The sequence below is a fragment of the Saccharothrix longispora genome (genome assembly GCF_031455225.1).
In the GTDB taxonomy this organism is placed as follows: Bacteria; Actinomycetota; Actinomycetes; order Mycobacteriales; family Pseudonocardiaceae; genus Actinosynnema; species Actinosynnema longispora.
This window is the reverse complement of sequence record NZ_JAVDSG010000001.1, coordinates 3178878-3192973: the sequence shown is the minus strand read 5'-3', so window position 1 is coordinate 3192973 and position 14096 is coordinate 3178878. Positions and strand designations below refer to the sequence as shown.

General features: G+C 70.9%; 9 protein-coding genes. 4 read left to right on the top strand and 5 right to left on the bottom strand.

Features of this window, described 5'->3' with window-relative positions; all coding sequences use genetic code 11:
• Positions 1–30: 30 nt before the first annotated feature.
• On the bottom strand, positions 31–2205 hold the full coding sequence (locus J2S66_RS13000) for a molybdopterin-dependent oxidoreductase (RefSeq protein ID WP_310307238.1): 2175 nt from the start codon (positions 2203–2205) through the stop codon (positions 31–33).
• A gap of 85 nt (positions 2206–2290) precedes the next feature.
• On the bottom strand, positions 2291–3721 hold the full coding sequence (locus tag J2S66_RS12995) for an NAD(P)/FAD-dependent oxidoreductase (protein ID WP_306748123.1): 1431 nt from the start codon (positions 3719–3721) through the stop codon (positions 2291–2293).
• Positions 3722–4259: 538 nt separating this feature from the next.
• Between J2S66_RS12995 and hppD the strand changes: the two genes are divergently transcribed.
• Positions 4260–5324, top strand: a complete 1065-nt coding sequence (hppD, locus tag J2S66_RS12990; protein WP_310307237.1) for a 4-hydroxyphenylpyruvate dioxygenase — start codon at positions 4260–4262, stop codon at positions 5322–5324.
• A gap of 175 nt (positions 5325–5499) precedes the next feature.
• Here the strand turns inward: hppD and J2S66_RS12985 are convergent, their stop codons facing one another.
• Positions 5500–7104: a flavin-containing monooxygenase gene (locus tag J2S66_RS12985; protein WP_310307236.1), complete on the bottom strand. Its 1605-nt coding sequence runs from the start codon at positions 7102–7104 to the stop codon at positions 5500–5502.
• 297 nt (positions 7105–7401) lie between these two features.
• On the opposite strand from J2S66_RS12985, the gene J2S66_RS12980 reads away from it, so the two are divergent.
• On the top strand, positions 7402–8469 hold the full coding sequence (locus J2S66_RS12980) for an alpha/beta fold hydrolase (protein ID WP_310307234.1): 1068 nt from the start codon (positions 7402–7404) through the stop codon (positions 8467–8469).
• Positions 8470–8794: 325 nt separating this feature from the next.
• On the opposite strand, the gene J2S66_RS12975 is transcribed toward J2S66_RS12980, so the two are convergent.
• Positions 8795–9946: a cytochrome P450 family protein gene (locus J2S66_RS12975; RefSeq protein ID WP_310307233.1), complete on the bottom strand. Its 1152-nt coding sequence runs from the start codon at positions 9944–9946 to the stop codon at positions 8795–8797.
• Between the two features lie 523 nt (positions 9947–10469).
• Between J2S66_RS12975 and J2S66_RS12970 the strand changes: the two genes are divergently transcribed.
• Positions 10470–11156 (top strand): glutamate racemase, encoded by a 687-nt coding sequence (locus J2S66_RS12970; RefSeq protein WP_310307232.1) that lies wholly within the window; start codon positions 10470–10472, stop codon positions 11154–11156.
• The gene (locus J2S66_RS12965; RefSeq protein ID WP_310307231.1) at positions 11149–12438 is read left to right on the top strand and encodes an aminotransferase-like domain-containing protein; all 1290 of its coding nucleotides are present in this window, start codon (positions 11149–11151) and stop codon (positions 12436–12438) included. The genes J2S66_RS12970 and J2S66_RS12965 overlap by 8 nt, the downstream gene beginning before the upstream one ends.
• Before the next feature lie 98 nt (positions 12439–12536).
• Here the strand turns inward: J2S66_RS12965 and J2S66_RS12960 are convergent, their stop codons facing one another.
• Entirely contained in the window at positions 12537–14096 is a 1560-nt protein-coding gene (locus J2S66_RS12960) for a 4-hydroxyphenylacetate 3-hydroxylase N-terminal domain-containing protein (protein WP_310307230.1), read from the bottom strand.

Below are 14096 nucleotides of genomic sequence, written 5' to 3'. Positions count from 1 at the left end.
GTTCTCCCATCCGTCCCCGGTGGGGGTTCGCTAGTCCTCGTGCGGGCCGACGGTCACCGGCACGCCGTTGAACACCGCGTTGCCGGACGGGACGTCGATCACCAGTTCGTCGGTGAGCGCGTTGGCGTTCACCCCCGGGTTCCGGGCCGCGACCCGCTGCGCGCTGTCCTCGTGCCCCCAGCCGTGGGGGAGGCTGACGACACCGGGCATGATCGCGTCGTTCGGCTCGACGGCGACGACGACCTCGCCCGCGGCGGAGCGCACGACCGCCCGCTCGCCCAGCCCGAGCCTCGTGACGTCGGCCGGGTTGACGTGCAGGGTGCACCGGTTGCTGCCGCCGACGAGCGAGGCGACGTTGTGCAGCCAGCTGTTGTTGGACCGCAGCTGGCGCCGTCCGATCAGCACGACGTCCGGGGTCGGGGCGGCGAGCCGGGCGCGCAGCCGGTCGAAGTCCGCGACGATCGGCGCGGGGGTCAGCTCGACCCTGCCGGACGGCGTGCGCAGCAGCTCCTCCAGCCGCGGTTCGAGCGGGCCCAGGTCGATGCCGTGCGGCTCCTCCTTCAGCCGCGCCAGGGAGAGGCCGTAGGGGCCGAACTTCAGCAGCGTGTCCAGGACCTGCTCCGGGCCGTCGTCGCCCTCGATCGTGGCCCGCAGCGCCGCGACGTCCATGCCCTCGACCGGCGAGCCGGGCATCTGCGTGGCCCCGGTCAGCAGTTGGCCGATGAACATCTCGTCGACGCCCGACGGATCGGCGGCCGCGCCCGCGCCCGCCGCGATCAGCGTCAGCCGGGCCAGGATCTCCGCTTCGGACCGCTGGTCCTCGTCGAGCGGCAGGGCCGGCGGGGAGTAGCGGGTGTAGTTCCGCACCATCACGATCTGCATCAGGAAGTCGTAGTGCGGCGACTGGAGGATGCGCGGCGGCGGCAGGATGACGGTGGCGTGCCGGGTGGTCTCGTTCAGGTACGGGTCGACGCAGACCATGAAGTCGAGCTGGTCGAACGCCCGGCCGAGCCGGGGCCCGTTGGGCGCCGCCACCACCTGGTTGGCCCCGATGTTGATCAGCGCCCGCACCTGGCCGTCGCCCGGGGTCTCGATCTCGTCGGCCAGCGTGGCCGTCGGCAGCTCCCCGAGCACCTCGGGGAAGCCCTTGACCCTGCTGTGCCAGCGACCCCACTCGAACGGCTGCCCCGTGCGGAACACCTCCAGCGCGGCGGTCCTGGTGAACATGGTCCCGCCGGGTCGGTCCAGGTTCCCGGTCAGCACGTTGATCACGTCGACGAGCCACTGGGTGATCGTCCCGAACTCCACGACGGACCCGCCCATGCGCGAGTACACCGCGGCCGTGCGCGCGGAGGCCAGCTCGCGGGCCAGCCGGGCGACGTCCCCGGCGGGCACGCCGGAGACCCGCTCGGCGACCGCCGGGGGGAACTCCGCCACCAGCTCGCGGAGTTCGTCGAGCCCGTCGACGTCGTGGGTGACCGAGGTCAGCCCCTCCTCGAACAGCGTGTGGACGATGCCGAGCAGCAGGAAGGGGTCGGTGCCCGGCCGGACGAAGAAGTGCTCGTCGGCGGCCTCGGCGGTGCGGGTGCGACGCGGGTCGACCACGACCATCCTGCCGCCGCGCTCGCGCAGCGCCCGCAGGCGTGCGGGCATGTCGGGCGCGCAGAACAGGGAACCGTGCGACTCCATGGGGTTCGCGCCGATGACGAGCAGGTAGTCGGTCCGGTCGATGTCCGGCACGGCGATCGCGAACGGGTCGCCGTAGAGGTGCGCGCACGCGACGTGCTTGGGCATGTGGTCGATGGTGCCCGAGGAGTAGACGTTCTTCGACGCCAGCGACTGGATCAGCGGCACGCGGTACAGGAAGCCGGCCATCGTGTGGTAGGTCGGGTTGCCGAAGAAGACGGCGACCGCGTCCCGGCCGTGCCGCTCGACGACGCCGGCGAGCCCGCGCTCGACCGCCTCGAACGCCTCCTCCCAGGAGGCCTCCCGGAACCCGTCGCCCTCGCGGATCAGCGGGTGGCGCAAGCGGTCCGGGTCCTCGTCGAGGCGGCCGATGCTGGCGCCCTTCGGGCAGATGTAACCGCGGGTGAAGGGGTCCTGGTCGTCACCGGTCACCCGCGTGACGCGGCCGGTGAGGTCGAGGTCGATCTTCAGACCGCAGACGGAGTCGCAGATGGGACAGGTGCGGTGCGCGGTGGTCATCGGCCCTCCGGTGGTGGGGTCGTCCGCCCGGTCCCGGCGGGGAGCGTCACGCCGGGACCGGTGGCCGATGCGGGAGGTCGTCGGATCATGCCGACTTGGCCAGCTCGGAAGGCTCGCCGAACGCGGGCTCGACGCCCTCGGGCACCTGGTACACGTACGGCTGCCGGCTCTCCTTGGACGGGCCGCGCAGCGACTTCCACAGCACGCGCAGGGCGAACCCCGGCCGCATCAGCGATTCCGGCTTCTCGACCAGCCCCGCCGTCTTGAAGTACGCGGCGGTGATCTTGCCGTCGTGGGTCGCGGCGATCTGCACCCGCCGCAGGTACCAGTTGGCCATGCGCACCTTGAACGTGCGGTCGCCCTCGACGCCCGGCAGGCTCAGGTCGATGGTGTTGGTCATCTCCCACGCGGCGTCGACGGCGTCCGCGGCGAGGTCGCGGAAGTAGTCGAGCGGCACGGGCGCGACACCGCTGTGCAGGTGCCTGCGCATGACCAGCGCGCACAGCGCGGCCACGCTCATGCCCTGGGCGTAGACGGGGTTGAAGCAGGTGACCGCGTCACCGGTGACCAGCAGGCCGTCCGGGAACCGGCGCAGGTCCTGGTAGTGCCTGCGCAGCGTCGTCGGGAACTTGAACGGCATCGCCTTGTCCACCGGGTCCGCATAGCGCAACGTCTCGTAGACGTCCTTGGCGGGCAGCGACTTCAACCACTCCATGAGCCCGGCCCGGTCGGTGGGCGGGTGGTCGCCGAGGATGCCGTAGGTGGTCAGCTCGACCTTGCCGCCCTCCACCAGGAAGAAGACGTTCCCGCGGGGCGCGCCGGCGTGCGCGATCTGGTTGATGGCCACGTCGCCGTTGAACGGGTTGGCGCCGGGACGGAGCTTGAAGTGCTGCGTCACGTAACCGAGATCGATCTTCTTTCGCTCCTCGACCGGCTTCTCGTAGCCGAGCTGCTCCAACCAGACGGGGGTCCGCGAACCCCGGCCGGTGGCGTCGACCACCAGGTCGCCCTCGATGACCTTGTCGACGTCCGCGTCGCGGGCCTGCACCCGGGCGCCGGTGACCCGGCTCTTGTCCGCGGTCGTGACGAGACCGAGGATGTCGTGCTCCTCCAGGAAGCTCACGTTGGGGATCTGCTGCACCCGCTCGCGGATGAAGTACTCGAACAGCGGCCGGACCACGCCGAGGGTGGTCAGCCCGGCGTGCTGCTGCTTGAGCCGGAACCCCCTGGCGTACCAGCGGCAGCTGCCGGACAGGTCGCCGGTGGGGACACCGTGGTCGATCATCTCCTGGGTGAGCCCCGGGAAGAGCTCCTCCATCACCTGCACCCCGCGGGCCAGCAACCCGTTGGCCTGGTGGCTCTGCGGGCAGAACCGCCGCACCCCCTTGACGCCGACGAGCTTGTCGCGGTCCACGATCAGCACCTCGTCGTAGGCGTCTGCGAGCACCCTGGCCGCAAACAGCCCGGCGATGCTGCCGCCCAGCACCACCGCGCGCGTACCGGCATCCTGGCCCACGCGGTCACCTCCTCGTATCCGTTTGATCATTGTGAAAGCGCTCGCGTCGGACGAGGAATTCACGGGAAATGAACGCCGATCGCCGCGCCCCGCATTCACCCAGGGCGGTCCCGCCCAGGTGGAAGCCTCACACGCCGCGTCCGCGCGCGGCATCTCCAGCCTTGCGGGACCCGTGCCGGGCAGCGCACGGGCGGATATGACGCGGGCGGTCCCCGGTGGGAGGGTCGTGCACGACATCCGTTGACTCCGGAATTCCCAGGATGACGATGCCGAATCCTTCCGAGAACGGCCCCGCGCGGTGCGCGGCCCCGATCGACGACGAGGGCCGGCACTCGCCGCGACCTCGTTCGCGGAGCTGCCGGGCGGGTGGGCACGGGGTTCGGTCCCGCCGGGCGTGGGGCGTGCATGGAGTGCGTGCGGGTGGAACTGGATGGACATGCGGCCGCGGAGCCCGGTCGAGCAGCCGGACCGCTCTCGGTGAGCCGTCCCCGTGTCCCACGTCGGCACGGTCCCACAACGAGCAGGAAAGAGCACCGCGATGACGCGTCCCTTCGACGACATGACCGTCGATCACGTCGAGTTCTACGTCAGCGACCTCCCGTCGAAGGCGGCCTGGTGGCTCAACAGCTACGGGTTCGCCATCAGCGCGGCCTCCGACGAGGACGCGCCGGTCCGGTCGATGGTGCTCAGCCACCACCAGGTGGACCTCGTGCTCACCGAGTCCGCCGACGCCGACCACGCCGCCGCCGAGTACGTGAAGAAGCACGGAGACGGTGTCGCGAACATCGGCCTGGGTGTCGCCGACGCGGCGGCGGCGTTCGACGAGGCGGTCCGGCGCGGCGCCCGGCCGGTGGCCGAGCCGGCCACCGTCGACGGGGTGACCACCGCCTCGATCATCGGCTTCGGCGACGTGGCCCACACCTTCATCCAGCGGCACCCCGGGGCTTCGCGCCGCGCGCTCCCCGGTATGCGGCCGACCGCGACGCCCACCGGCGACGCCACCGTCCAACTGGGCGCGGTGGACCACTTCGCCGTCTGCGTCGAGCCGGGGGAGCTCGACCGGTCGATCGAGTTCTACCGGCGCGTGCTGGACTTCGAACTGATCTTCGAGGAGCGCGTCGCGGTCGGCAAGCAGGCCATGACGACGAGGGTGGTGGAGAGCACCTCCGGCGCGGTGACCCTGACGTTGATCGAGCCGGACGTGTCGTGCGAACCCGGCCACATCGACAGCTTCCTGCGCGACCACGGCGGCGCGGGGGTCCAGCACATGGCGTTCGCCACCGGGAACATCGTGTCCACCCTGGACTCCCTGGCCGCGAGGGGCGTCGCGTTCCTGGACGCCCCCGGCAGCTACTACTCGATGCTGGCCGGGCGGGTGGAGCCGATCCGGTACGCGATCGGGGAACTGCGCGAGCGCAACATCCTGGTCGACGAGGACCACGGCGGGCAGCTGTACCAGATCTTCACGATGTCCACGCACCCGCGCAACACGATCTTCTTCGAGCTCATCGAGCGGCTCGGTGCCACGTCGTTCGGCAGCGGCAACATCAAGGCGCTGTACGAGGCCGTCGAACTCCAGCGCCACCTGGAGCGGTCCGAGTAGCCCCGTCCGCACCGCGGGGGAGCGGGCCCGTCCGGACGACGTCCGGACGGGCCCGCCGCCGTTCCGGCCAGGGGCCCGGCCGAACCCCGACGGGGCGGACCCCCGGTCGCCGCAGCCCGGGTCCCGCCCCGCCGTGCCGGCGCGGGGGCAGCCCCCGCGCCGGCGTCCGCCCACCTCACCGCAGGTCGAATCCCGAGTACCCGCTCTCGGCGACCGAGTCGCACTTCTGCCGGTAGGGCGCGACCCCGCCGACGTAGGGCATGAAGACCCGCGGTTTGCCGGTGACGTTCGCGCCGAGGTAGTAGGAGTCCGCCCTCGGGAAGAGCGTCGCCTCGCTGACCTCGCGCACGTGCTCGGTCCACTCCTTCTCCGCGGTCTCGGTCGCCTCGACCGCCGCGTGGCCGTTGCGCGCCATGTGCTCGACCAGGTCGCCGATCCAGTCGACGTGCTGCTCGATCGACACGACCATGTTGCTCAGCACGGACGGGCTCCCGGGGCCGGTGACGGTGAACAGGTTCGGGAAGCCCGACACCGCGAGACCGAGGTACGTGACGGGGCCGTCGTGCCACTTCTCCCGCAGCGACAGGCCGTTCCGGCCCGTGATGTCGACGGCGAGGAACGCGCCCGTCATGGCGTCGAAGCCGGTGGCGAGGACCAGGCTGTCGAACTCGTACTCGCCCGCGGTGGTCCGCACGCCCGTCGCGGTGATCTCGACGAGGTCCTCCTCCCGCAGGTCCACGAGGTGCACGTGCTCGCGGTTGTAGGTCTCGTAGTAGCCGGTGTCCAGACAGGGTCGCTTGGTGGAGAACGGGTAGCCGCGCGGTTCGAGCTTGCGCGCCGTCTCCGGGTCGTCGACCTTGCCGCGCACCTGCTCCCGGACGAACTCGGCGGCCGTCTCGTTCGCCTCCTCGACGAAGATGAGGTCGGTGAACGACTGCACGAGCCCGTTGAGGTGCCCTCGGTTCCAGCGCTCCTGGTAGACGGCCCGCCGCTCGGACTCGCTCACCTCCAGCGCCGACTTCGTCGGCCACTCCACCGCGATGCCGAAGATGGAGTTCCGGTCGGCCTCGCGGACCTCCCGGTAGTTCGCCTTGACGTCGGCCACCCGGTCGGGGTCGAGGGGGCCGTTGAACGCCGCGAAGCTGAAGTTCGGCGTGCGCTGGAACACCGTCAGCTCCGCCGCCTGCTCGGCGATGAGCGGTATGGCCTGGATGCCGGACGAGCCCGTGCCGATCACGCCCACCCGCTGCCCGGTGAAGTCCACACCGCCCTCCGGCCAGGTGCCGGTGTGGTACCAGGGCCCCGTGAACGCCTCCAGGCCCGGCACCTCCGGGAACTTCGGCACCGAGAGGCAGCCGACCGCCATGACGCAGTACCGGGCGGACACCACGTGCCCCCGATCGGTGCGGACGTGCCACCGGGCGGTGCCCTCGTCGAAGCTCGCCCGCGTCACCCTGGTCTCGAAGACCACGTCCTTGCGCAGGTCGTAGCGGTCGGCGACGTGCCTGAGGTAGGAGAGGATCTCGGGCTGGCCGGCGTACTTCTCCGTCCACTCCCATTCCTGTTCCAGCGCGGGGTCGAACGAGTACGAGTAGTGCATGCTCTCCACGTCGCACCGGGCGCCGGGGTACTTGTTCCAGTACCACGTCCCGCCGACGTCGTCGGCCGCCTCGAAGACCTTGACCGAGAGCCCCTGCCCGCGGAGTTTGTAGAGCGCGTAGAGACCGGCGAAGCCGGCCCCGACCACCACTGCGTCGACTTCTTCGGCCACACTGTCCATGGGAAAATATCCTCCCGCCTTAGAAGGTATCGGAACGCGCTGACCGCTTGAACAGGCGGCAATGTCCATCATGTTAACCGCGGTCGGCCGATTATCTTCTTTTCGCGTGCGCTCGGCGGCGGGCGGAGTTCGGGAGGCTGCTGCGGCTTCTCCGACGAGGTCGTGCCGACGACGGCAACGCGGGAGTTGGGAGGTCGCGCGGTCGGGAATGAAAATGAGCGGCGGATTGCACCGTCGGTAGCACGCGTGCGAGCCGCTGCGCGCGTGGCCGGCCTTTCCGGACGCTGCGTCGGAGCGTTGGGAAACCACGTCGGCATTATTTGTCTGGAGGTCACGATGGGTGACGACGACCACACCGCCGCACCGCGGCAGTTCGAGCTCGGCCCCTTCGCGTTCGACAGCGGCTATACGCTGCCGAACGCAAAACTGGCATATCGGACATTCGGCAGCCTGAACTCGGCCAAGGACAACGCGGTCCTCTTCCCGCACATGTACTCGGGCAACTCCGCCTCGCTGGCGGGGCTCATCGGCGAGGGGCGCGCGCTGGACCCCTCCCAGTACTTCATCATCCTGCCCGACCAGTTCGGCAACGGCCTGTCCTCGTCGCCGAGCAACACCCCGGCGCCGTTCGACCGCGGCCAGTTCCCGCCGGTGGCGATCTCCGACGACGTGCGCGCCCAGCACCGGCTGGTCACCGAGGAGTTCGGCATCACGGCCCTGCACGCGGTGGTCGGCTGGTCGATGGGGGGCCAGCAGACCTACGAGTGGGCGGTGCGCTACCCGGAGGCGGTGCGCCGGGCGGCCGTCTTCGCGGCGACCGCGAGGACCTCCGCGCACAACAAGCTGTTCGTCGACCTGCACACCGAGTTGCTGCGCTCGGACCCGGCCTTCGCGGACGGCTTCTACACCGACCCCGCCGACGTGCGCCTCGGCCTGAAGCGGCACGCGATGGCCTTCACCATGACGAGCACCAGCGCCCGGTTCTTCCGCGACGAGATGTGGCGCGCTCTCGGGTTCGCCTCGGCGGACGACTACGGCCAGGGGTTCATGCGCGGCTACTACCAGGTGATGGACCCGAACAACCTGCTCTGCCAGGCGGCGAAGTGGCGTGCCGGCGACGTCGGCCTGCACACCGGCGGGGACCTGGCCGCGGCGCTCGGCCGGATCACCGCGAAGTTCGTCGCCGTCGCGTTCAGCGACGACATGTTCGCCCCGGTCGCGGACCACGAGGCCGACGTGGCCATGATCCCCGGCGCCCGGCTGCGGGTGATCGACAGCCCGATGGGGCACTTCACCATGTTCGGCCTGCTCCCCGAGGACGCCGCGGCCATCGACGAGGTCCTGGCCGGGCTCCTGAAGTCCTGACCCCGAACGCGGACCTCGGGCCCGTGGGGCGCGCCGCGCGCCCCACGGGCCCGCCCGTTCCCGGCCGACCGGTCCGAGCGGCGGACGTGGGCGGTGGCGTCGCGCGTCCTCTCCGGTGCCCTCGCTCCCGGGCCGGGCCGCCGGGCGACCGGCCGCCGAAGTCGCGGCGGAGGCGCGGAGCATCGTCGTGGCCGACGCCACGACACCCGCGGTGTGCACGCCTCCCGCCGGTGTGCCGATCAGCCCGCTCGACCTCGGCACACGGGAAGCCGCCCCGGGCGAGGGGTGCCCGGGGCGGCTTCCGGCAGGGGCGGTGGTCCGGGCGTCACGCCGCCGCCGAGACGGCTCCCGTGAGGCGGACGGGCAGTTGGCGGTGCCCGTTCATGATGAAGGTCGGGTAGGGCACGAGGTCCTCGACGTCGACGGCGAGCGTCAGGTCGGGGAAGCGCTCGAAGAGCGAGGAGAGCGCGGCCTTGGCCAGCATCCGGGCGATGCCGGCGCCCAGGCAGTAGTGCGGGCCGTGCCCGAAGGACAGGTGCTCCTTGTCCTTGCGGGTGATGTCGAACGTGGCGGCGGACTCCCCGTGCAGCGCGGGGTCCCGACCGAGGGCGGCGTAGTTGATCAGGATCGGGTCGCCCTTGGGGATGGTCACGCCGTCCAGCTCGATGTCCTCCACCGCGAACCGCAGCGGCAGGCTCGCCAGCGGCGCCTGGAGCCGCAGCACCTCCTCGATGACCTCCTCCCAGGACACCTGCCCGGTCTTGACCAGTTCGAGCTGCTCGGGGTGCGTGAGCAGCGCGGTGACCGCGTTGTCGATGAAGTTGATCGTGGTTTCCGAGCCCGCGCCGAGGATCGCGAAGACCGTGTCGGTCATCTCCTGCTCGGACATCTGCGAGCCGTCCTCGTCGCGTGCGGCGATCAGGTCGCTCGTGATGTCGGGACCGGGCTCCGCGCGCTTCTGCGCGATGAGGTCGGCGATGGCGCCGCGCCAGCCCAGCAGGGTGTCCTGGGCCTGCTCAGGGGTCACGTCCGTGGCGACCATGAGGTCGATCATCTTCGCGGCGGCCACCCTGGCCTCGTCCGACATGCCGATCAGCTCGGCCACGAGCATCCCGGGCAGCGGGTACGCGAACGACGCCTTCAGGTCGACCACCTCACCGGCCGCCGCGGCGGCCTCCATGCGGTCGAGCAGCATGTCGATCATCGCCTGCGCCTTCGGGCGGACCTCGTCGGGCCTGCGCGCGCTGAACGCCTTGCTGGTCAGCCGGCGCAGCCTGCGGTGGTCCTTGCCGAAGGTGGTGGAGATGTTGTCCATCGCCACCCAACTGATCATCTCCCAGTCGGGCGGGACCTCCCCGTTGACGAAGGCCGGCCAGTGGTTGCGGGCGCTCTTGCTGACGTTCGGGTCGCTCAGCAACTTCTTGCTGACCTCGTAGCTGTTGACGGACCAGGCCAGCACACCACCGGGAAGTTCCACCTGGGTGGCGGGACCCAGTGCGCGCAGGTGGTCCGCTTCGGCGTGGATGTCTCGGCCCGTGGGGTCCAATACCACTGGACGGCTTTTGTTCATAGCTGTCTCCCCGGAGCTCGTAATGCTCCACTCAGGTGCCCGGCCGGCGACCGATGACGGTCGATGGGAAAAGCGTGCCGGCGTCGGAGGACAATCACGGCACGTCGCACAAGGTACCTCAGGAAAGGGTCTCCGGGATGGTGTCGCGGCGCTGCGTACCACAATGGGCAACGTGGGATAAAAAGCCTTTCGGCATGCTGCCCGCCGGCCGGGATCGAGCACCGCGGAAGATGCCGGCGCGCCTTTTCCGTGTTCGTTCCGACGGTCGGCGACAATGGACGGGCCGCGTCGACGGGGGCCGTCGGCGGTCGGTGCGCACCGAAGCGGGGTGGGGCGGGACCGCGCCCGGATAGGGCACAGTGGGATACGGGTCGGGTCGCCGCGGGTGGGAGCCTGGTGGCGAGGGCGCTCGCCGGGGGATGGAGACGTGATGGTGGCGGACGACGAGGCACCGGTGGTGGCCGTCATCGCGGGTACCCCCTACGACTCCGGGCTCGGCGCCGAGCTGTTGCGGGCCAGGGGCATCAGCGCGTCCGCGCACGCCATGGCGCGGACACCGGACGAGCAGGACGCGATGCAGTACCAGGACCCCGGAGGGCTGGCGGCCGCGTTCCACGCGCGGATCGGCGCCCTGCGCGAGTCGGGCACCGAACTCGTGATGCTGTTCTGCAACTCCCTGTCGGCGGTCGTGGACAGCGACGGAGCCGCGCTGCCCGTGATCTCGCCCGTCACCGTCTACGGCGACCTCACGTCGCTGCGCTCGTCGTTGGCGGTCACCGGGAACGCGCACGCCGTCGTCGGTGTCGAGCGCGCCGTCCGGTCGGCGAACCCGGACCACCGGGTGCTGGGGGTGTCGGACCCGGCGCTGGTGCGGGGGATCGAGGCCGGGGACCCCGAAGCGGCGTTCGAGGCGTCGCACCTGCCGACCACGCTGCGCCTGGCCGAGCGGCTCGGCCTGGAGGCCGTCGTGCTCGCCTGCACCCACTTCACCGCCGTGCTGCCGTTCGTGACCGCCGTGTCCCCGCTGCCCGTCGTCGACGTCGGCACCAGGCTCGTCGAGCTGACGGAGCAGGCGCTGGCGACGCGGCCACCGACCACACCGGAGAACCATGGTTGAGCTGTCCCGCGGCGACCTGCACGTTTCGGTCTGGGACCCCGTCGCCACGTCGATGAACTTCCTCAACGAGGTCGCCGGCCGGTACCCGGACGCGATCTCGCTCGCCGCGGGTCGGCCGTACGACGGGTTCTACTCCGTCGACGACGTCGAGCGGTACCTGCGGCTCTACGTCGGGCACCTGCGCGCGGAGGGGCTCACCGACGAGCGGGTGCGCGGCCTGCTCCTCCAGTACGGGCGCACCAACGGCCAGCTCGGCTCGCTGATCTCGCGGATGCTCGACGTCGACCACGGCATCGCGGTGCCCGCCGAGGCGGTGATGGTCACCGCCGGGTGCCAGGAAGCCATGGTCATCGCGCTGCGCGCGCTGTGCGTCGGACCCGACGACGTCCTGCTGGCGGTCGAGCCCTGCTACGTCGGGATGACCGGCGCGGCCAGGATCCTCGGCGTCGAGGTGGTCGCGGTGCCCGAGGGCGACGACGGGCTCGACCCGCGGACCGTGGCCGAGGTGGCCCGACGGGTGCGCGCCGAGGGCAAGCGCCCCCGCGCCCTCTACGTCGTGCCGGACTTCGCCAACCCCTCGGGCGCCTCGATGCCGGTGCCGACCCGCCGCCGCCTGCTCGACGTCGCCGCCGAGCACGACCTGCTGGTGCTGGAGGACGACCCGTACGGCCTGTTCGGCCTGGACGACGAGCCGCGCCCGACGCTGAAGTCGCTGGACACCGACGGGTGCGTGATCTACCTCGGCTCGTTCGCGAAGTCCTGCTTCCCCGGTGCCAGGGTCGGTTTCCTCGTGGCGGACCAGGTCGTCGTCGACGAGGCGGGCGGGCGCACCCTGCTCGCCGAGGAGATGTCGGCCGTCAAGAGCATGCTGACGGTGAACACCTCGCCGATCGCGCAGGCCGTCATCGGTGGCGTGCTGGTCGAGGCGGACTGCAGCCTGCGCGCGGCCAACCAGGACAAGATCGAGTTCTACCGCCACAACCTGCGGACGCTGCTCACCGCGCTGGAGGACCACTTCCCGCGGTCGGGGCGCGACGGGCACGGCGTGCGCTGGAACGCCCCCGCCGGCGGGTTCTTCGTGGTGGTCGACGTGCCGTTCCCGGCGGACGAGAAGTTGCTGGAGGTCTCCGCGGAGCGCTACGGGGTGCTGTGGACCCCGATGAGCTTCTTCTACCGGAGCGGCGGTCACCGCGCGCTGCGGCTGTCGTGCAGCTACCTGGAACCGGAGCGCGTCCGCGAGGGCGTGCGCCGGCTGTCCCGGCTGGTCGCCGACGTCTCCTGAGCGACGCCGCCGGGAGCCGGTCCCCGACCGACGCCGGTGACGGCCCGGGCACACGGGCGCCCTGGCCGCCCGCGCGGTGGCCAGGGCTCCCGTGCGTGTCAGCGGGACAGGTCCGGCGCGGTCCACCCGTCGAGGTCGTACTCCGCGAGGCACTGGTCGACGAACGCCCGGTAGTCGTCGACCTGCCCGGACGCCAGCTGGCTGTACAGGAGTTCGACCCTGGTGTTCTCGTGGTTGCCCGCGTAGTTGCGCTCGTACAGCTCGTGCCGGCCCGCGAACTCCGTGCCGACCGAGTCCCACAGCAGCTTCATGACCTTCACCCTGGTCACCGCGTCGATCCCGTTGGAACCGCGCAGGTAGGTGTCGAGGTAGCCGCGGATGTTCTCGTTGCCGAAGTCCTCGGCGCTGGAGTTCACGTAGATCAGCGCGCTCGCCACGTCCTGGAGCACGATCTCCCGCACCCGCGGGTAACCGATCTGGGCGAACCACCGGTACGCCTGGCTGTACTGCGGGTTGGGCAGCAGGGCGCCGTCGCGCCACGGCACCGGGTTGCGCGCCGCGGCGTCCGACAAGCCCCAGAACAGGTTCCGCCAGGCGAGCACTTCGCCCATCCGCGTCTGCACGCCGCGGAAGTCCTCGGTGCCGGTGATCTCCAGCGCCTTCGACAGCAGGCCCGCGATGAACTCCAGCTTGACCGCGAGCCGGGTGCAGCCCTGGAACGTCGACCGGTCGATGAACCCGGACTGCGTGGCCCAGGTCTGCGCCTTGCCGAGGTCGCCGTAGACGAACACGTTCTCCCACGGGATGAGGACCTTGTCGAGGATCAGGATCGTGTCGTTCTCGTCGAGCCGGGACGACAGCGGGTAGTCGAACGGCGAGCCGACGGCCGCCGCCGTCGCCGTGTAGGACGGCCGGCAGATCAGCTTCATCCCCTTGGCGTCCATGGGGATCGTCGCCACGAGCGCGAACTCGCGCTTCTTGATCGGCAACCCGAAGTGCCCGATGAAGTTGTAGTGGGTGAGCGCGGAGCCGGTGGCCACGACCTTGGCGCCGCTCACCAGGAGGCCGGCACCCGTCTCCTTGTGCACGTGCACGAAGACGTCGCCCACCTGGTCCGGCGGCAGCTTCCGGTCCACCGGGGGGTTGACCAGCGCGTGGTTCCAGTACAGGACCTTCTCCTGGGACTCGCGGTACCACCGGCGCGCGTTGTCGTCGAACGGCTTGTAGAACTCGGCGTTCGCGCCGAGCGTGCCGAGGAACGAGGCCTTGTAGTCGGGGCTGCGCCCCAGCCAGCCGTAGCCGATGCGGGCCCACGTGGCGATCGCCTCCTGGTCGGCGACGAGGTCGTCGACGCTGTGGGGCGCGCGGAAGAACCGGTGCGTGTAGCCGTCGCTGCCGGTGTCGGTGGGCGCGGTCAGCTTGCCCTTCGTGGCCGGGTCGTGCAGCGCGTCGTACATCCGCGCGGTCATCCGGATCGGGTTGCGGAAGGCCGGGTGCTCGGTGACGTCCTTGACCCGCTCGCCGTTGAGGTAGATCTCGCGGCCGTCGCGGAGGCTCTCGACGTACTCGTCGCCGGTGAGGGGGCGGGTGCGCCTGCGGTTGCCGGGCTCGGCGTCGCGCGGCTCGTGCCCGCCGTGCCCTGGTCCGTTGTCGGCCAT